Genomic DNA, 18,962 nt, shown 5'->3' with positions numbered 1-18,962 from the left:
CGGCGGCGCTTCGTGAGCGCTGGGTACAGGTTAGACCCCTATTAAAAGGAGGGCTAATACACTGAGCTTAAGAGGGTGATAGGCAGAGTCTTTTACGTTGCCGGGGCGCAGTGAGGGCATGGGTGGATCCCCACCCTAATGCCAAGCGCTCTTGGTACCTCCACAAAACACCCTTCACCTATGCTTATGGCTTGCTTCTCGCTTAGGGCAGCTTCAGATACCACTGGCGACAACCTGCCGGTTGCCGGTGAGGTTTGACGCTCGCAGGACCCTGGTGTGCGAACGACATGCTTGCACTCGCAGGCTTCGTGTTCGCCGGATTGGGACTTGGGGTCTCACATCGGCTAGGCCTGTTGGCGTGCGTGCACAGCGTGTCCCCCGCACAACAGGCAGCCCTTGCCTCAAAGTATGCGGCGTTGACTTACCTCATATCCCTGGCGGTGGTCAGCGGCGCTTTGGAAGGCAATTGGCTGGGCCTGCCCATTGCTGCTATCGGGGTATTCGCCTGTGTTGCGTTGGCTTTCTTGCCTCTGATCCGCGATGCGCCGAAGCTCGGCAGAGTTAACTGAGCGAAGCACTCACGTCAGTTTGCCCGCTCGCCAGCAACGCGCCGCGAACGAACGCGGACGCCAGCTGGCGTTCGACGAAATCAGCAACGTATGCACTGGCCGAAGTCTTCCCCCGAGGCACGGCCATGGCTTGGCGAATTTCGGTAAACGCTCCCGGCAGGACGCGGTAGCCTGGGTCTTTCAGGGCTATCTGCTCCAGGGGCTGGCGCACCCCGGCGGCTGCGTCGAATTGCTGCTCGATATACAGGTCCACTGCGGCAGATGATGTCGCCGCGCGCTCAAGCGTGGCATGTTTCAAGCTGCGCGAAAGAAACAGGTCATAGGCCGCACCTTTGCCCACTGCGAGGCGCAACCCGGGCTGATCGAGGTCAGCGACATCGTTGAAGGGAGAATCCTGCTTGACCAGGTAGGTGCCCTCGATGATCACATAGGGCTTGCTGAACGCGATCTGCTCTTCACGCACCGGCTCGATCGCCAGGAATGCCAGATTCCAACCGCCCTCCTCCAGCGCCGCAAACACTTTGCCGGCAGCATCGAAGGTGATCATTTCCAGGGCCACGCCCAACTCCGCCGCCAGGGCTTTGGCCAAGGCCACAGAGACGCCTTGCGGCGCGCCCTCACTGTTTTGCTGTGCCAGCACCGGGTTGCCGAAGTTGATCGCCGCGCGCAGCACGCCGCCGGGGGCCAGCTCTGCCAATACTGCAGGTGAAATAGAAAGCATCAGGCACTCCAGAGGACCATTCAGAAAATAAACGCCGCCACCGGCTGGCGCGGCCCAAAAGCCGGCGCCCCTGGGTAACAGAGGCGCCGGCGAGCGGATGGACTTTAGTGGGCCTGCTTGGCGGCGCCCACGGCGTGGTCGGGGTCATCCTTGTTGGTCACACGCATCAGTATCGTCATCAGGAAACCTATCACCAACAACCCGCTGAGGAACAGCAAGCCATTGGCGGCACTCTGGCTATTGCCCTTGACCATACCGATCATAGATGGGCCGACGAAGCCACCGAGGTTGCCAATGGAGTTGATCACGGCTATCGACACCGCCGCAGTCGCACGGTCAAGAAAGAGCGTCGGCAGCGCCCAGAAGGGTGACTTGAAGCTATACAGGCCAGACAACGCGAGGCAGATCATCGCCATGGCGACGACAGGATTGGACACCAGGCCGGCACCGATCAGCCCGGCCGCCGAGAACAGCAAAGGGATGGCGGAGTGCAGTTTGCGCTCGTTGCGTTTATCCGAATGGCGTGACCAGACGATCATGGCGATGGTCGCGATGATGTAAGGCAACATAGCGATCAGGCCGATCTGCGTATGGGTCAGCGATTCGGAGAAGCTCTTGATGATCTGCGGCATCCAATAGCCGACGCCCAGGCTGCCGCACTGGTAGACAAAGTAGATGAACGACAGATACAGCACTTTCGGGTTGGTCATGGTCTTGAGCACGCCCAGGCTCTTGACGTTCTTGCGACTTTTGCGATCACGCTCCAGCTCGGCCAGCAGCCAATCCTTCTCCTCAGGCTTGAGCCATTTGGCCTGCTCGGGTTTATCGGTCAGGAAGAAGAAGCAGGCAATGCCCAGGAACACGGCCGGGATGCCTTCGAGGAACAGCATCCAGCGCCAGCCGCTCCAGTTCATCCAGCTGATGTTGTCCATGATCCAGGTGCTCAGCGGCGCACCGATGATGTAGCTGACCGGGATGGCTGCGGTGAACAGCGCGACGGTGGTGGCGAGTTCCTTGGCGCGGAACCAGTAGGTCAGGTAGACGATGATGCCGGGGAAGAAACCGGCCTCGGCGACGCCAAGAAAGAAGCGCAGCACGTAGAGCTGGTTGGGGGTCTGGGCGAACGCGGTGCAGGCCGCGATGATGCCCCAGGTCACCAGGATGCGGGCAATCCACACCCGTGCGCCGAACTTGTTGAGCAGCACGTTGCTAGGCACTTCGAACAGGAAATAGCCGATGAAGAAAATACCGGAGATAAACCCGAAGGCCTCACTGGTCAGCGCCAGCTCCTTGTTCATCTGCAACGCGGCATAACCGATGTTCGCGCGGTCCAGGTAGGAGACGATGTACAGCAGGAAAACGAAGGGAATGATACGCAAGGTGATCTTGCGCACGATGGCGGCTTCGTCAACAGCATTATTGTTATTCATGCAAACCTCACGGGAAACAGGCTTGTGCCTGCTTCTGTAGTTTTTGTAAATCCTTTGCTGCTCAGACGGAAAAGATCATGCACACCGGGCTGCCGGTAGAAACCGAGAACCCGGTCTTGCTCAAGCCGCCCTTTTTCGGGTCGACCTTCATGGAAATGATGGTATCGCTGTCCTCGTTGAGTGCGAAAAGGTAGCGCTCGTTGGGGGTCAAGGTGAAGAACCGCGGGGTCTTGCCCTCGGTGGCGACAAATTCAACCGGACTTAGCAGGCCGGTGCCCTCATCGATGGCGAAGACTGCCACACTGTCGTAGCCGCGGTTGGAGGCGTAGAGGAAGCGGCCGCTGCGGTCGATCTCGATTTCCGAGGCGCGGCTGTTGCCGGTGTAGGTGGCGGGCAGCGACGGCAATACCTGTTGGGGCTTGAGTGCTCCCGTCTGCGTGTCGAACCGGTAGGCCGTCACGGTAGAGTCCAGCTCGTTGACCACGTAAGCGAACGCGGCGTTGGGATGCAACGCAATATGCCGCGGGCCCGCGCCTTCACGCGTGGTCACGAACGGCTGCTCGGCGGGGAACAATTTGCCGTTATCAAAGCGGAAACTGAATACCCGGTCGAGTCCCTTGTCCGGCACCAGCACGAAGTTGCCGGAATGGTCGAACGGATTGAAGTGGGGCTTGGAGAACGGTTGCTCGACCCGGTGCGGGCCCAGCGGCCCTTCGAGTTTGAGCAACTGGTTGATGGAGCCCAGCGACCCGTCCTGCGCCACATTGAGTACGGCCAGCGAGCCGCCGATGTGGTTGGACACCACCAGGAAGCGCTCGCTAGGATCGAGTGCCAGGTGGACAGGGTTCTTGCCTTCGGTACTTTGCTGGTTGATGAAAGTCAACTTGCCAGTGGCCTTGTCGACACTGAAGGCACTGACGTCGCTTTTGTCGCCATGCACGGTGTACAGGCGGTCGCCGGCTTTATTGAGGGCCAGGAAAGACGGATTGACCAAGTCCTTGACCACCTGCACCAGTTCCAGCGTGCCCTTTTCCTGATCGACTTTATAGACCGTGATGCCTTCGCCGCGCGCATTTCGCTCGCGGGTAGTGCGTGAGCCGATATAAGCGTACATAGGGGTTCTCCCGCTGGTAGATGACTTTTTATTGGAAGGGGCGACTGCGTAAGCCAGGTTCGTGGGCAGCAGCGAACCCAGCAGCGCGACGCCCGCAGCGGTGCCCATCTGTTGGAGCAAGAGACGGCGGCTCGCATCGGTTGGCGAATCTATCGAGTGATCAATCTCAGGCGCAGGGAGGCCTGCGCGCTTGTCATCGCGGTTCATTTTGCGTTTCCTTGTTATTGTTGAACGCATGTATGGATAGCGACGGCCTGCCCTCTGCGGAGCTGGCCGGGTATTACCGGGCGCTGCGCTTGACCACCTTGCGAATCACATAGGGCAGCACGCCGCCATTGATGAGGTAGCGAATCTCCTGCAGCGAATCGATACGCACGTTCAGGTCCACGTTTTGTTGACCGCCCCCTGCCCGCTTAATGATCAAGGTTATCGCGTTGTCGCCCACCACCAGGTCGTCGAGGCCCAGGAAGTCAAATTCCTCATCCCCCTGCAGCGCCAGGTCGGCGGTTTTCATGCCGTGCTTGAACTGCAACGCAATGACACCCATGCCGATCAGGTTGCTGCGGTGAATACGCTCAATGCTCTGCGCCACCACGGCTTTCACGCCCAGCAGCGCTTGCGCCTTGGCCGCCCAGTCACGGCTGGAACCAGCGCCGTAGTTGATGCCAGCGAAGACCACCATCGGCGTATGCTGCACGGCATAGCTCTTCGCCGCTTCATACAAGGGCAGGCAGGCACTGTGGTCCGCATTCCAGGCCCAGGCACCTAACCCCGGCTGCTCGGCCAACAACAGGTTTTTCACAGCCTTGTTGGTGAAGGCGCCGCGCAGCATCACTTCATGGTTGCTGCGCCGGGTGGAGTACTGGTTGAGGTCCTGCGGGTCTTCGCCGCGTTCCAGCAGCCATTGGCCCGCGAGGCTGTTGGCGGGAATGGAATAAGCCGGGGAGATATGGTCGGTGGTAACGTTGTCGCCCAGCACCATGAGGATGCGCGCAGCGTTGATGGCCAGCGTGGTCTTCGGCTCCGCGCTGATATCGGCAAGGTACTGCGGCCGGCGCAGGTAGGTGGAATTCGGGCTCCACGGAAACTGCACGCTGCCTTCGGCCGACAGCGACTGCCAGTGATGGGTGCCCTCCCAGACCTTGGCCAGGCGCTGCTGGAAGAACTCCGGCTTGACCGAGCGCAGTGCCTGGGCGGCGATATCGGCGTCGCTGGGCATCAGGTCGCGCAAGTACACCGGGGTGCCGGCCTGATCCTTGCCCAAGGCTTGGGATTCAAGGTCGATATCGATCGTACCGGCAATCGCATATGCCACGCACAGGGCCGGGGACGCCAAGTAGCCAGCGGGTACTTTGGGATTGACCCGGCCTTCGAAGTTACGGTTGCCGGACAACACTACGACACCCTTGAGCCCCTGATCGGCGAATACCTCGACATGCTCTTCGAGCTGTCCGGAGTTGCCGATGCAGGTCATGCAGCCGAAGCCGGCCAGGTCAAAGCCGAGCGCGGAAAAGTCTTCCAATAGTCCGGCCTCAGCCAGATAGTCCGCCACTACCCGGGAACCAGGCGACAGCGAAGTCTTGACCCACGGCTTGCGCTTGAGCCCCAATTGGCGTGCCTTGCGCGCCAGCAGACCGGCCTGGATCATCTGTGCCGGATTCGCTGTGTTGGTACAGCTGGTGATGGCCGACATCACTACTGCACCATGGGTGATCGGTTCGCCGAAGGAAGGCTCGAAAAATATCTGCTCCGATGGCCCGGCTATCAGCTTGCCGCCGCCCATGACTTCCTGATGGAAGGATGCCGCCGCGTCCGACAGCTTCTGACGCTGGTGTGGCTGATGCGGACCGGCAACGCTGGGCTCTATGCTGGCCAGGTCCAGTTCGATCAACTCGTCGAACTGCGGTTCGGCAAGGTCATCGCTGCGCCACAAGGGTTGCGCGGTCATGTAGCTGACAACTTTCTCGCACAGGGCTTCTGATCGGCCGGACAGTTTCAAATAGGCCAGTGTGTCGTCATCGAAGGGAAAAAACACTACCGTGGCACCGTACTCCGGGGCCATGTTCGATACGGTGCCACGCGCGGCCCAGCTCAACGTCGACAAGCCCGGACCGGTGAACTCGACAAACTTGCCCACGACTGAGCGCTTGCGCAGAATTTGCGCCACGTGCAAAGACAGGTCCGTCGCTGTCACCCCGGGGCGCATGATGTTGGTCACGCGAATACCCACCACCTTCGGGAAGCTGATCGGCACCGGCTCACCCACCATCGCCGCCTGCCCTTCCAGGCCACCCACGCCCCAGCCCAGCACGCCGATTGCGTTGATCATGGGCGTATGGCTATCGGTGGCGACCATGTCGTCCGGGTGCAGCATGCGCCGGCCGTCTTCCATGGGGGTTTCCCACACCACCTGGGCCAAGGCTTCCATGTTCATCTGATGGATGATGCCAGTGCCCGGCGGGATCACCCCGAAGTTGTCGAGACTCTTCTGCGCCCACTTGATGAAACGGTAACGTTCGCTGTTCCGGCGAAAATCGATATCAAGGTTCTGCTCGACGGCATCCGCCTCGGCATAGCGCTCGACGATCACCGAATGGTCGATGGTCAGCACGGCCGGAATCAAGGGGTTCATGGCCTGGGGATCACCGCCCAGCTCCGCCACCACGTCGCGCATGCCGGCGAAATCGGCCAAGGCCGGCAGGCAGGTGGTGTCGTGGAACATCAAGCGGTTAGGCTGGAACGGCACCTCGCAATCAGGTCCCTGACCGATCGCACGGGCGAGCACCGAAGGCAGCGCTTCGGGTGAGCAGCGCGCGACGTTCTCGAGGAGGATCCGAATCGAATAAGGCAGTTTTACCAATTGCTCGTGGTCGAGCATCTTGTGCAAGTTCACGTAGGCGAACGCTTCGCCCTGGAGGGTCAAGGTGTCGAGCAGGTCGGTCGCTATCTCGGTCATGCTGGCATCGCTCATTCTTATAGTATTCGCGGCAGGGGCCGCAACGGGCCCGCTTACCGCTGGTGGTTGGATACTAGAATGGCGAAGCGCAGATGAAAATTGCCGGTTTACCAAGGTAGCCTTCGCAAAGCGCGAAGGCTCGCCTTGCTGGGTCAGTCGACTTTCTCCTTGAGATTGTCGATCAAGGTCTTGAGCGTCGGCGACGCCAGTTCGTATTTCCGAAAGGCCAGCAGCAAGGTCCGCTGAGCCCAGGTTTCTTGCAGGGTCAGCGCCTTGAGCCGGTGGCTGCGCAGGTACGGTTGCACCACTGAGCGTGGCAATACCGCCAGCCCCAATCCGGTCGAAACCATTCGGCACATGCAGTCGAAGCTGCTGATGCGGATACGCAGCTTCAGTGACTTGCCAAGCTTGTCGGCCTCGCCGGTCAGCAGTGTGTGCACCGAGCTCTCGAGATGCGGCCCAATGAATTCGTGCTCGAGCACGTCGCGAAACCGTACGGCCTTCTCTCCGCTCAGGGGGTGGCCCTGCGGTACCACCAGCGTCAGTTCGTCGTGGCGGTAAGGAACGGTTTCCAAACCTTGGGCGGCGGTCTGGTCGGCGATGATACCCAAATCTGCGCGGCCATCGGCAACCGCTCGGATCACCGCCGAGCCGACGCGTTCTTCGATATCGAATTTGATCTGCGGGTACAGTTGCACGAAGCGGGCGATGTCTGTGGGAAGAAACTGCGACAGTGCCGAGGTGATCGCATGGATACGCACGTGGCCTTTGACGCCAGATGCGTAATCGCCCAGTTCATCGTCCAGGGCGGTGAGGGTCTGCTGGAGTTGGCGCGCATAGAACAGCATGGATTGGCCGGCCGGGGTGAGGTCCACGCCGCGGGCATTGCGTACCAGCAATGCCGAGCCAGCTTGGGCCTCAAGCTCCGCAATGCGCTTGCTGATGGCGGACAGCGCCAAGTGTTTGATGCGCGCTACGCGCGTGAGATTGCGCTCCTCGGCAACGGCAATGAAGATGTCCAGGCTGGTCAGGTCGTAGCGCATGGAGCTCCTGTGGTGTCGGGGGGCAAGGGAATACGATAGCGCGTGGCTTGTGAGTCGCTAGTAGAGCGCCGCAGCGCTGTGCGTTCGCTTTCGAAAGGCTCGCACAGGGTGCCGGCAGGCACAATATCTCCAGTACGCAGGGTTTGACCACTGCGCCACGATGCGCCACTTCACCCGCAACTTGCAGGATCAGCTTGCGCACCCGCACAACGACAAGGCAGGTCGATCAAAAATAACCGTTCAGCCACTCCAGCATGCGTGCCGCGCGGGCCGATAATGGCCACTCCAGGCGATGGATCAGCCACAGGGTATCGATGACTTCCTGGTCACCCTGGAATACCTGGATCAACCAGCTCATACGTGCCCATGCGGCAGGTACCGATGGGATCGTAGATCGTTCGCCCGTTAGCGGGCGAAGCTCAGCCATTGCCCGTCGGTCTGCCCCCCCAGCGAGGGCTGCTTTTTCGTTTTCGACCAAGGCCTTGAGGGCCGGCTGGCTGGGATTCCTGATGCTAATGTCACCCGAAAATACCGATAAAACGGGCTATTCAATGCACAGTCTTCACCGAAGCGCTGGCCTATATCGAGGTGCTCACCGATACGGCCATCACTGCTGATGTCTTGGGTGTAGCGGCGGATTGGCGTGTCGCTGGCATATTTAGGCTGAAGATTGACCGTCCCGCCCAATCCGCTGCCCGCGGGCGTCACGCCATTCACGAAAGCGCTCGGGCCTTTGAACACCTCTACCCGATCGATGGCTTCGATGCCGATGATCTTCCGAGGCAGCACGCCGTACAGCCCGCCCTAGGAGAGGTCATCGCTGTTTAGCGGCAAGTCGCGGATCGACCCTGCAGCCGCTGCTGGGTAGCTCCTTCGACGAGCGGCTGCGTAGCTTGCTGCCTGAGGGCGCTTGAATGAAGACGATCCTGGCAGCTACCCCACGGCGCCTGGCGATCTCGGCGCTGGCCTGGCTGTTGAGCGGCGGCGCGGCGCTGGCGCAAGCGGCATCGCCACCAGGCGCCGGCACCCAAGACGCGCGCACGGCCAGTGCCGAACTGGTCGCGGCCTTCGCGCCTTCCGGCACGCTGCGCGTCTCGATCAACCTCGGCAACCCGATTCTCGCCACCCTTGACCCACACACGCACCAGCCGGTCGGCGTATCGGTCGACCTGGCGGGCGAACTGGCCAAACGCTTGGGCATGCCGCTGCAGTTGATAGCCGTGACCTCAGCAGGCGCCTCGGTGGAAAACGTCGAGCAAGACAAGGCCGTCGTTGGCTTCTTCGCCATCGACCCCAGGCGCGGGCAGATCATTGAGTTCACGCGGCCCTATGTGCTGATCGAGGGGGTGTATGCAGTGCGCAACGACTCGCCGATCACCACCAACAACCAAGTCGACCAGCCAGGCACGACCTTGGCGGTCAGCAAGGGCAGCGCCTACGACCTGTTCCTGAGCCGCGAGCTTCACCACGCCAGCATCGTGCGGCTGCCGACATCCCCGGGTATTCTTGCCCAGCACATCGCAGTGGCCGATCTTCGCCTTGACCTCGGGCGGGGCGATGTCGCTGCCGATGGCCGTGGTGTCAGCATCCCCTATCATCAGCACCGTCTGGACCTTGAGGTTGGGCAGTTCGTAGAACACTGGCTGGGTGAAAATCATGTCGTAGATCAGCGCCGAGTTCCACGCCACCCGCTCATGGCCCGGGCCCTTGTTGAGGCCGGCGAGCATGTCTACCCAACGATCGTATTCAGGCTTCCAGCGCCCGACGTAATAGGTGCTCTGATCATACTTGCGGATGCCTTCGGCACCGAAAGCCGATCTGATCTGGCGCCACGACCCGGTAGCCGGCAGTGCTCAGGGCCTTGATGCTGTCGTCCCAGGTGGCGCCGCAAAAGTTCTTGCCGTGCAGCAGCACCGCGGTGCGGCCATTGGCGGGGCCGCTGGGAGCGACGTCCATGTAGCCCATCGCGCTATAGCGCTGTTGTTTTTGGAGTCTGGATTGCTGTCGCGCTGGGCGACAGCCTGCAGCCAGTATGCAAGAGAGAGGCGCTCGGACTAATGGCGCCAAGTGCATAGCAGGTATGTCTCGGGCTCGTGGCAATCAGAATGAAAGGGTCGCCGCCCACGCGGGCATTAGCTAGAGGGATTTCCACTGCGTTCGGTGAAAGAACATCGGGCCTTGGATATTTGTAAGGGCAGTACTGGTTGCGGTGGGCACTGGAATAGCCATGCGTTATATCGGAAGGTGCCGATCAGCAATCACCTGTTTCATCACCAGAGTAGAGGTCAACCGCTGGACGTTGGGCAGCTTCGACAACTGCGCGTCGTAGAGCTTTTGAAACGCGGGTAAATCCTGCGTAACCACCATTAACAGGTAGTCGGGATCACCAAACAGCCGCTGCGCTTGAACGATGTAGGGGATGGCCGGCAAAGCGGCTTCAAAATCCGCGACGGCCTCCTGATGCCCCTCGCGCAAAGTCACAAACACCAAGGACGAAAAATTGAGATCCAGCCGCGATGCACACAGCTGTGCCCGATAGCCAAGAATGGCGCCGCTATCCTCCAGCGCCCGCACTCGTCGATGGCAGGGTGACAGGCTTAGCCCCACGCGTTCTGCAAGCTCCGTAAGCGATTGACGACCGTCCTTCTGCAGCTCAGCAAGAATCTTGCGGTCTATGCGATCCATTTCAAATAACCTTCTATTTTTAGACCAGTATAGTGTCGCTTTAAAAAGAAAATGCCCGGTAGTTTTTAATATTCTTGCCACTCAACACCGAGCCGTCCTCCATAGGCTCGGTGAACGGGTGGAGAAAAATTTGTGAGTTTCAACATTCTGGCGGCGTTTTGGGCCGTATCTTTTTTATTCGTCATCACGCCGGGCGTCGACTGGGCTTACGCTATTTCTGCGGGAATCAAAGGGCGAAGGGTAGTGCCTGCCGTAGCGGGTATGCTTTCGGGTCATCTTCTGGCAACGTTGATTGTCGCTGCGGGCGTGGGCGGCGTATTGGTGAGAATTCCTTACGCGCTCACCGCGCTTACGTTGGCCGGGGCAGGATATTTGCTATGGTTGGGCGTCAACATGCTGCTCAAGCCTTCTGCGCCGGTGCAAGGGGAATCCCCCGATGAGGGCACCTGGTCGAGTTGGGCGATCAAGGGGCTGTGCGTCAGCGGACTCAACCCGAAGGTGGTCCTGCTGTTCCTCGCCCTACTCCCGCAATTTACCCAGCCCCAAGCAGCACTACCCGTGCCAGCGCAGATCATCGTGCTGGGAATGCTGCATGCCTTCAGCTGTGGCGTCGTGTATTTACTGGTCGGTTTCGGTGCCCGTGCGGTGCTCGCTTCCAGGCCAGCGGCGGCCATTCTCGTGAGCCGGGTTTCGGGAGCTGCAATGGTCGTGATTGCCGTGCTGCTAGCTGTCGAGCGTCTGATGACTTTGCAGTGAGAAGTTAGCAGTCCCCACATCCCGCCCAGGTGCAACGTATTGCCATAGGTGAACCGGTCATCCTCCAGCGTCAGCCGCAACTTGCAGGATCAGCTCCCGCACCCGCACAACGACAAGGCAGGTCGATCAAAAATAACCGTTCAGCCACTCCAGCATGCGTGCCGCGCGGGCCGATAATGGCCATTCCGCGCGATGGATCAGCCACAGGGTATCGATGACTTCCTGGCCGCCCTGGATCACCTGGATCAACTCTGGCCGCGCAAATGAAAGGCGGGCGTACCTGGGAATCACCGAGAAGCCCAACCCTCGAGACACCGGCTCCAATATCAGCGAAATCTGATTGGTGAATCCAGCACTGGGCAAGCTACGCACCCCCGGCGCCCCTGGAAAGCGCCGACTTAATAGCCGTGCCGCCATGGCCTGGCCGTCGGGATGGTCGACGAAACCCAAGCGTTCAAGATCAGCCCAACTGTCGACGTGGACGCCAGCGGGCACCACAAGCTCCAACGGTTCTTCGGCGAACTGCTGCACCGACAGACGCTTGTCGTCAGGCTTGAGGGTCAGCAGCCCAAGTTCGAAACGGTTCTGGAGGACGGCATCCAGGACCTCGCTGTCTGGTGCGAAGCGGTGGCGCACATGCAGCCCTGGATAGGTGCGCTGCAGCTCCAGCAAGTGAGGGTACAGTGCCAGGCCGATACTGCCGGGGCTGATCAGGCTGATATCACCTTGTTCGGCATCGGCTGATGACAAGCGTTGCTGCAAACGCTGGCTGGCAGCGCCAACCTCGGCGCAGTAGTACAGCAGCGCTTCGCCGGCCGGGGTCAGTTCCAGCTGCCGCGGCCGGCGGATCAGCAGTGGCCCCAGTTCAGCCTCCAGCCGCTGTACATGCTGACTTACCGCCGCCTGCGTGAGGTCTAGCCGCTCGGCAGTACGGGTGAAGTTGCCCAGCTCGGCCAAGGTGCTGAAGGTACGCAGCCATTGCAGGTTTAGCATAAATATCTCTTATCGAAACCATCAGCGGCAGATTATTTTCATTATAGCGACGGCGCCGTAGATTGTAGACCTGTTCATTCTGATGAGGTCGACCATCATGTCCCAGGTATACCCCCGCAGCTTTTCCCACATTGGCCTGTCGGTCACTGATCTCGATGCCGCCGTCAAGTTCTACACAGAGGTCATGGGTTGGTACGTGATCATGCCGCCCACCACCATCGTTGAAGACGACACCGCCGTGGGCGTCATGTGCACCGACGTGTTCGGCGCCGGCAGGGCCTCCTGCCGAATCGCCCACCTGTCGACGGGCGATCGCATTGGCGTGGAGATCTTCGAATTCCCCAACTCGGTCAAACCCGAAAACAACTTCGAATATTGGAAAACCGGCGTGTTCCACTTCTGCGTTCAGGACCCCGACGTCGAAGGCCTGGCCGCGAAGATCGTCGCCGCGGGCGGCAAGCAGCGTATGCCGGTGCGCGAGTACTTTCCGGGCGAGAAGCCTTTTCGCATGGTGTACATGGAAGACCCGTTCGGCATCATTCTTGAGATCTATAGCCACAGCTACGAGCTGACGTACGCAGCCGGTGCTTATCAATAACTACGGGCTTTTGCCGCGTTCCTGATGTAACACCGCGACCCCTTTATGGTTACACCTTGGTTTTGCCAGCGGCGCCGACCAGGCCGTCGAGCCAATCCTGATGGCCATTGATCATCGGGTTCGGCTTGGCCTTGGCCAACTCTTCGGCGGGTTTACCCTTTTGAGTTTCTTGCGTCAGGATGCGCACACGGCCACCGGAGAGGTTCTCGATCAGCCAGGCGTGATGGACATCCAAACGGGTGTCGCCCTCGCCCGCCCAACCGTGCCAGGCGATACGCCCGGGCTGGTCGCCAACCGGAGGGACGTACTCATTGCATTGCGCCTCGACCGGGAAGCCGAAGGTCTCGAAGTAGAAGCGCACGCCATTCGCCAGTTCGCGGCCGGTGTCGTGGAAACGGATGTTCGCCGAATTGGCGTAGTAAGTCGGCCACCGCGGTGCCTGGCTGAGCAAGGGCCAGATGTCAGCGGTTTGCAGGCCGGCGACGATGACTTCGTTGGAAACGAAGTTCTCGGTGAAGCCTGGAAGAAAGCCTTCGGGCCAGATGATTTCGTGCATGTGATGTACTCCGTATGTGATGGACCGGGCTAATGATGGCTGCTACGCTGGAATCACGCCAATCGTCATATTTTATTCAGAGCATCATGAATTCTGATATCAGACACCTTGATTTCAATCTGCTGAAAGCCCTAGACGCTTTGCTCGATGAACGCAGCGTGACCCGTGCGGCCGAGCGGCTGGCACTGACCCAGCCGGCCGTCAGCGGCATGCTCACGCGACTGCGGGAAAGCTTTGGCGACCCGTTGTTTGTACGTGCCCAACGGGGCATCGTGCCCACGCTGCGCGCCCAGCAACTGGCGGGCCCGGTCAAGCAACTGCTCAGTGATATCGAGGCTATTCTCCAGCCGCAGGCCTTCGAGCCAGCCTCGGCGAGCATGACCGTGAACATCGCGTCGACTGACTACGCCTTGCGGGCGGTCGTGGTGCCCTTTCTTAGCGCCCTGCGCCAGCAAGCGCCGAACATTCGTGTCGCGGTGCAGCCCGTGGATAACCAGGCGTTGTCTGGGCAGATGGACCGTGGCGATGTTGACCTTGCCCTGGTTACCCCTGACAGCACGCCACCGGGGCTGCACGCCGCGCCTCTGTTCGACGAAAGCTATATATGCCTGATGCGTTCCGGCCACCCTGCCGCCCAGAAGCGGACACTGTCGCTTGATCGTTTCTGCGAATTGGATCATGTGCTAGTGTCTTCATCCGGCGGGGCCTTCAGCGGAGTGACCGATGAGGCGCTGGCTGAACTGGGCCGGTCACGCCGGGTGACGATCTCGGTCACCAGCTTTCTGGTACTGCCAGAGATCCTGAGGATCAGCGACCTCATCGCCGTGGTGCCCCGCCGACTTGCCGTGAACAGTGACGACCTTGTGCTGCGCGAACCACCTTTGGCCATTCAGGGTTTCAACAAGAGCGTAGCCTGGCATGAACGCACCCATCACGACCCGGGCCAGCGCTGGGTGCGCTCGCTGTTGATCGATACCTGCAAAGCGCTGCGATGAGTTGGATCGCCGCCTGGGAGGCTGGACATCTCCGCCAGCCTTACTCGTCCGCCAAAGCGCGTACTCGACCAATTGCTGACTATTGATCTGCGAATCGACCACCTGCCCCAAGGTGGTCAATGAAATGGCCTTCAATGTTGCACGCTTGGTCTTGCCTAGCGGGCGGGCTTCTCAACCTCCACTAGGTACCGGTCGATGATTTCAGACAAGGGCACACCTACTCGGTTTGCCTTCTCGAATTGCATCAGGCTCGTATTGCTCAGCCTCACGTCGTCGAATCCAGCTTGAGCGGCCTGTTTGCGCGCGAAGGTCTGCGTCTCTTGATAGACTTGCGCCCCATCGCGATTGATCCGGATCTGGGCGGTGTAGCTGACTGTACCGTCAGCTCTTTTACGAGCTCTGATAGTGGCCATGGAATTGGTACACGCCTTCGTTCAGTTGGTACGTTGTACCAACGTCATGGAAAAAATGCCTGAAATCGCCCGAAAATGCTACAAAATACGCAGACCAAAATGCAAATGAAATCAGCCTCAAACCCAGCAAAAACAAGGCCTGAGCCCTCCAGGCGCTTCAGCGTTGCGCCCATGATGGACTGGACCGACCGCCACTGCCGCTACTTCCTGCGCCTGCTGTCCGCCCACACCCTGCTCTACACCGAAATGGTCACTACCGGCGCCCTGCTCAACGGTGATCACGAGCGCTTCCTGCGCCACGACGACACCGAGCACCCGTTGGCCCTGCAATTGGGCGGCAGCACCCCGACCGACTTGGCCGCTTGCGCGCGCATGGCCGAGCAAGCCGGTTACGACGAAGTGAACCTGAACGTCGGCTGTCCCAGCGACCGGGTGCAGAACAACATGATCGGTGCCTGCCTGATGGGGCACCCAGCCCTGGTGGCCGACTGCGTGAAGGCGATGCGTGATGCGGTGTCGATCCCGGTGACGGTCAAGCACCGTATCGGCATCAACGGGCGCGACAGCTATGAGCAACTGTGCGATTTCGTCGGCCAGGTGCGCGACGCCGGTTGCGGCAGTTTTACCGTGCATGCGCGCATTGCCATCCTGGAAGGCCTGTCGCCCAAGGAAAACCGTGACATCCCGCCGTTGCGCTACGACGTGGCGGCGCAGTTGAAGGCTGATTTTGCCGACCTTGAGATCGTACTCAACGGCGGCATCAAGACGATGGAGGAGTGCCGGGCGCATTTGCAGACGTTTGATGGGGTGATGCTGGGCCGCGAGGCGTACCATAACCCCTACCTGCTGGCCACGGTGGACCAGGATCTGTTTGGCAGTACGGCACCGGTCATTTCTCGGGCCGAGGCATTGGTTGCGTTGCGGCCTTATATCGCGGCGCATATCGCGGCGGGTGGGGCGATGCACCACATTACCCGGCACATCCTGGGGCTGGGCAGCGGATTTCCAGGGGCGCGCAAGTTTCGCCAGCTGTTGTCGGTGGATATCCACAAGGCGGCCGATCCATTGGCGTTGCTGGATCAAGCCGGGGTTTTGCTGGAAGGACGCTGATGCTCGTGCCCGTTCGTGGATAAATCCGTTTCCACAGGAACCTGAACCGTTGCAGGTGCTCCAATGGCTAGTCTTTATGTGCCCGCGCGCCTCGGCCTACGCCGCTCTTGAGCGACAGGCGGCGCTCGGGTAATGTCATCCTAATCGCACAGGACAGAGCACGCTCATGACTTCCAAGCTGGAACAACTCAAGCAATTCACCACCGTCGTTGCCGACACGGGTGACCTTGACGCCATCACCAAGCTCAAGCCGGTAGATGCCACCACCAACCCTTCCCTGCTGCTCAAAGCTGCTTCGATGCCAGGCTATGCCGATCTGCTGAACCAGGCCGTGAAAGACGCCAAGGGTGACGTGGGCCTGGCCTGCGACCGCTTTGCCGTATCGGTAGGCAGCGGCATTTTGAAAGTGATCCCAGGCCGGATCTCCACCGAAGTGGATGCGCGCCTGTCGTTCGACCAGGAAGCGCTGCTGGGCAAGGCTCACCAGTTGATTGACTTGTACGACAAGGCTGGCGTGGGCCGCGACCGTGTGCTGATCAAGTTGGCATCAACCTGGGAAGGCATCCGCGCTGCCGAGAAATTGGAAAAGGAAGGCATCCAGACCAACCTGACCCTGCTGTTCTCCTTCGCCCAGGCCGCAGCCTGCGCCGATGCCGGGGTGTTCCTGATCTCGCCGTTCGTGGGCCGTATCTACGACTGGTACAAGAAATCCACCGGTACCGACTACACCGGCGGCGAAGACCCGGGCGTGCAGTCGGTCACTCGTATCTACAACTACTACAAAGCCAATGGTTACAAGACCGTAGTCATGGGCGCCAGCTTCCGCAACATCAGCCAGATCGAAGAACTGGCGGGCTGCGACCGCCTGACCATCAGCCCTGAGCTGTTGCACAAGCTGTCGGAAGACCAGGGCACGTTGGCCCGCAAGTTGAGCGAAGGCAAAGGCGGCGAGCCACGCCACCCGCTGACCGAGGCGCAGTTCCGCTGGGAGTCCAACGAGGACGCCATGGCGACCGAGAAGCTGGCCGAAGGTATTCGCCAGTTCGCGCGCGACCAGGAGAAACTGGAGGCGCTGCTGTCGGCCAAGGCTTGATAGCAGGCTGAAATGCAAAAAGGCGACCCTGGGGTCGCCTTTTTCATGCCCGGGCCAACGGCGTAGGTCAGCTACGCTCCAGGGCGTTGACCAGGTCGTGGAAGGCTTCGCGGTTGGAATCGTTCAAGCCCATGAGGATCTTGTGCGCTTCCAGCACCTTGGCTCTCACCACTTCCTCGGACTGGTCCTGGGACGGCAGGTCGGTCAAGCATTCCGGGCACGGGATCGGCCGCCCGACGATGTTGAACACCTGGTCGAAACCCATCGACTGCAGCAGCCGGGTGATGTCTTCATGGGTCGTGACGACGGTCGGCAACAGGCCGACTTTTTGCCGCGACAAGATGGACAACTTGGCCAGCAAGCCAAGCGTCGTGCTATCGATACTGCGCGTTTCCGTCAGATCGATAACGATCGCCGAAAAATTAAGCGCAGTGAAGATTTTTTCAATAGTCGCATCCAACGCCGAACACAGGGTCAGGCGCACTTCACCGACAAATTTCAGCACGAATGTGCCACTTTGTTCGGCAAACTGGATTCTACCGGTACTCATTCAATGTTCCTGCTCAGCACCAACAAGGCGATATCATCCGGCATCTCCCCTAGCGTGGCCAGTCCAAACTTCTGCCGCAGGCCATCCAGGCTGCCGCCGACTTCCTTGACTATCTCAGGCAAGGCCGCCTCTTTATCTTTGAGTGTTTCGCCGGGCAAAAGGTCCAGAATGCCATCAGATAACAGCGTCAAGCTGAAGCTCTCTGGCAATTCCAGCACGTGGTCGGTGTAGGTGGCTTCGTTGAACAGCCCCACTGGCAAACCACGCCCTTCCAGGTAACGCACCTGGCCCGGGGTATAGAACACCGGCAAGGGCAAATGCCCGCCGATGCTGTAGGTCAGCAATCCTGTGTCTTCATCGATCACGCCACCGACCATGGTGACGTGTTTGCCTAGCTTACAGTTGATCAGGCCACGATTGATATGGCCCAGTACTTCTGAAGGCTTGAATTCGGGCAACGTGCCGCTGCGCCGCGACTCGAACATCAACCGCGTGGTCATGAACTTGAGCAGCACCGTGACGAACGCCGACGATGCGCCATGGCCCGAGACATCGGCCAGGTAGAACGCGACGCGACGCTCGTCGACGCGAAAACAGTCGACGAAATCCCCCGACAGGTACAGCGACGGGATGATCTGGTGTTCAAACTTGAAACCGTCCACCACCCAGGGGCTTTCCGGCAGCATGTTCATCTGCACCTGGCGACCGGCGTTCTGGTCCTCCTGCAACAAATGCAGGCTGGCCTCCAGCTCACGATTGGCGGTTTCGAGCTTGTCGCGGTAACGCTGGTTTTCCAGCAGCAGGCGCGCGCGATCCAGCGCACGGTGCACCGAGTGCTCCAGCACGGCCAAGTCTTCCAACGGCTTGATCAGGTAGTCCGAGGCGCCCAGGCGCAAGGCCTCGACCGCATCGTTCATCACCCCGGCACCCGACAGCACGATGACCGGCAAGTCCGGTGCGCGCTCGGTGACCTGGCGAATGAGCTCGAGCCCGCCGACCTGCGGCATGCGCAAGTCACAGATCACGAGATCGGGCTTTTTCTGCTCGAATACCTGAAGGCCCTGCAAGCCGTTACTGGCTTGGAGGACGCTGAAGCCGCTGTCTTCAAGGTAGGCTGCAAGGCTTGCACGCACTACGTCGTCATCATCGATTATCAGCAGCGTGGCACTGGTTTTCTGCATGTGGGCAAACGGCGCCAGAAATTGGTTGGCATAAGCGACTCAACTGTTGCCTTGAGCGTACTTACTGGATTCACTTCTAGCCACTCTTGAAACGCCAGCGGTCATAAAACCTGCATGGCCGGATACAGAGGTGCCCTTTAAGGCGCAGACGGTACTCCCATCCGCCGGGCGTTTCAAGCAGTCGCCGATGGTCGCTTGA

The 18,962-nt window shown here is 60.1% G+C and carries 17 protein-coding genes and 4 pseudogenes; 7 read left to right on the top strand and 14 right to left on the bottom strand.

What is annotated here, in order from left to right; all coding sequences use genetic code 11:
• Positions 1-287: 287 nt before the first annotated feature.
• Complete coding sequence (locus L9B60_RS22010; RefSeq protein ID WP_249673088.1) at positions 288-569, top strand: hypothetical protein; 282 nt, start codon at positions 288-290, stop codon at positions 567-569.
• On the opposite strand, the gene L9B60_RS22005 is transcribed toward L9B60_RS22010, so the two are convergent.
• The 7 genes and pseudogenes from L9B60_RS22005 to L9B60_RS21980 form a co-directional block, all read right to left on the bottom strand.
• Positions 562-1,290 (bottom strand): transporter substrate-binding domain-containing protein, encoded by a 729-nt coding sequence (locus tag L9B60_RS22005; RefSeq protein WP_249673087.1) that lies wholly within the window; start codon positions 1,288-1,290, stop codon positions 562-564. The two genes, L9B60_RS22010 and L9B60_RS22005, sit on opposite strands and share 8 nt — an antisense overlap.
• Positions 1,291-1,394: 104 nt before the next feature.
• On the bottom strand, positions 1,395-2,720 hold the full coding sequence (locus tag L9B60_RS22000) for an MFS transporter (RefSeq protein WP_249673086.1): 1,326 nt from the start codon (positions 2,718-2,720) through the stop codon (positions 1,395-1,397).
• A 61-nt stretch (positions 2,721-2,781) separates the two neighbouring features.
• Positions 2,782-3,834, bottom strand: coding sequence for a lactonase family protein (locus tag L9B60_RS21995; protein WP_249673085.1), 1,053 nt, complete (start codon positions 3,832-3,834; stop codon positions 2,782-2,784).
• A 280-nt stretch (positions 3,835-4,114) separates the two neighbouring features.
• Positions 4,115-6,790, bottom strand: coding sequence for an aconitate hydratase AcnA (acnA, locus tag L9B60_RS21990; protein WP_249673084.1), 2,676 nt, complete (start codon positions 6,788-6,790; stop codon positions 4,115-4,117).
• A 152-nt stretch (positions 6,791-6,942) separates the two neighbouring features.
• Positions 6,943-7,833 carry a LysR family transcriptional regulator gene (locus L9B60_RS21985; RefSeq protein WP_249673083.1) on the bottom strand — a complete coding sequence of 297 codons (891 nt, stop codon included), beginning with the start codon at positions 7,831-7,833 and terminating at the stop codon, positions 6,943-6,945.
• Positions 7,834-8,059: 226 nt separating this feature from the next.
• Complete coding sequence (locus L9B60_RS30480; RefSeq protein WP_283780522.1) at positions 8,060-8,191, bottom strand: hypothetical protein; 132 nt, start codon at positions 8,189-8,191, stop codon at positions 8,060-8,062.
• 203 nt (positions 8,192-8,394) lie between these two features.
• Positions 8,395-8,676 (bottom strand): annotated as a pseudogene (locus tag L9B60_RS21980) (TonB-dependent siderophore receptor); the annotation flags it as partial.
• Between the two features lie 71 nt (positions 8,677-8,747).
• Between L9B60_RS21980 and L9B60_RS21975 the strand changes: the two are divergent.
• A pseudogene (locus L9B60_RS21975) lies at positions 8,748-9,242 on the top strand (transporter substrate-binding domain-containing protein); the annotation flags it as partial.
• A gap of 96 nt (positions 9,243-9,338) precedes the next feature.
• Here L9B60_RS21975 and L9B60_RS21970 read toward each other — a convergent pair.
• A pseudogene (locus tag L9B60_RS21970) lies at positions 9,339-9,822 on the bottom strand (hypothetical protein); the annotation flags it as partial.
• 243 nt (positions 9,823-10,065) lie between these two features.
• On the bottom strand, positions 10,066-10,518 hold the full coding sequence (locus L9B60_RS21965) for an Lrp/AsnC family transcriptional regulator (RefSeq protein WP_249673082.1): 453 nt from the start codon (positions 10,516-10,518) through the stop codon (positions 10,066-10,068).
• A 132-nt stretch (positions 10,519-10,650) separates the two neighbouring features.
• Between L9B60_RS21965 and L9B60_RS21960 the strand changes: the two genes are divergently transcribed.
• A complete protein-coding gene (locus tag L9B60_RS21960; protein ID WP_249673081.1) occupies positions 10,651-11,274 on the top strand; it encodes a LysE family translocator in 624 nt (207 codons plus the stop codon).
• A gap of 126 nt (positions 11,275-11,400) precedes the next feature.
• On the opposite strand, the gene L9B60_RS21955 is transcribed toward L9B60_RS21960, so the two are convergent.
• The gene (locus L9B60_RS21955; protein WP_249673080.1) at positions 11,401-12,267 is read right to left on the bottom strand and encodes a LysR family transcriptional regulator; all 867 of its coding nucleotides are present in this window, start codon (positions 12,265-12,267) and stop codon (positions 11,401-11,403) included.
• 97 nt (positions 12,268-12,364) lie between these two features.
• On the opposite strand from L9B60_RS21955, the gene L9B60_RS21950 reads away from it, so the two are divergent.
• On the top strand, positions 12,365-12,865 hold the full coding sequence (locus L9B60_RS21950) for a lactoylglutathione lyase family protein (RefSeq protein ID WP_249673079.1): 501 nt from the start codon (positions 12,365-12,367) through the stop codon (positions 12,863-12,865).
• A 49-nt stretch (positions 12,866-12,914) separates the two neighbouring features.
• Here L9B60_RS21950 and L9B60_RS21945 read toward each other — a convergent pair whose 3' ends face one another.
• Entirely contained in the window at positions 12,915-13,421 is a 507-nt protein-coding gene (locus L9B60_RS21945) for an SRPBCC family protein (protein WP_249673078.1), read from the bottom strand.
• 86 nt (positions 13,422-13,507) lie between these two features.
• Between L9B60_RS21945 and L9B60_RS21940 the strand changes: the two genes are divergently transcribed.
• On the top strand, positions 13,508-14,416 hold the full coding sequence (locus L9B60_RS21940; RefSeq protein ID WP_249673077.1) for a LysR family transcriptional regulator: 909 nt from the start codon (positions 13,508-13,510) through the stop codon (positions 14,414-14,416).
• Between the two features lie 21 nt (positions 14,417-14,437).
• Here L9B60_RS21940 and L9B60_RS21935 read toward each other — a convergent pair.
• Positions 14,438-14,829, bottom strand: a pseudogene (locus tag L9B60_RS21935) (site-specific integrase); the annotation flags it as partial.
• A gap of 105 nt (positions 14,830-14,934) precedes the next feature.
• Between L9B60_RS21935 and dusA the strand changes: the two are divergent.
• Both dusA and tal read left to right on the top strand, forming a co-directional pair.
• Positions 14,935-15,939: a tRNA dihydrouridine(20/20a) synthase DusA gene (gene dusA / locus L9B60_RS21930; protein ID WP_249673076.1), complete on the top strand. Its 1,005-nt coding sequence runs from the start codon at positions 14,935-14,937 to the stop codon at positions 15,937-15,939.
• Between the two features lie 166 nt (positions 15,940-16,105).
• Complete coding sequence (gene tal / locus L9B60_RS21925) at positions 16,106-17,032, top strand: transaldolase (protein ID WP_249673075.1); 927 nt, start codon at positions 16,106-16,108, stop codon at positions 17,030-17,032.
• A gap of 67 nt (positions 17,033-17,099) precedes the next feature.
• Here tal and rssC read toward each other — a convergent pair whose 3' ends face one another.
• Entirely contained in the window at positions 17,100-17,582 is a 483-nt protein-coding gene (gene rssC, locus L9B60_RS21920; protein ID WP_249673074.1) for an anti-sigma factor antagonist RssC, read from the bottom strand.
• Complete coding sequence (gene rssB, locus L9B60_RS21915; RefSeq protein ID WP_249673073.1) at positions 17,579-18,763, bottom strand: two-component system response regulator RssB; 1,185 nt, start codon at positions 18,761-18,763, stop codon at positions 17,579-17,581. The genes rssC and rssB overlap by 4 nt, the downstream gene beginning before the upstream one ends.
• Positions 18,764-18,962 lie beyond the last annotated feature (199 nt).

The organism is Pseudomonas abieticivorans, from assembly GCF_023509015.1.
GTDB classification, from domain to species: Bacteria; Pseudomonadota; Gammaproteobacteria; order Pseudomonadales; family Pseudomonadaceae; genus Aquipseudomonas; species Aquipseudomonas abieticivorans.
This window is presented reverse-complemented; position numbering and strand designations above follow the sequence as displayed.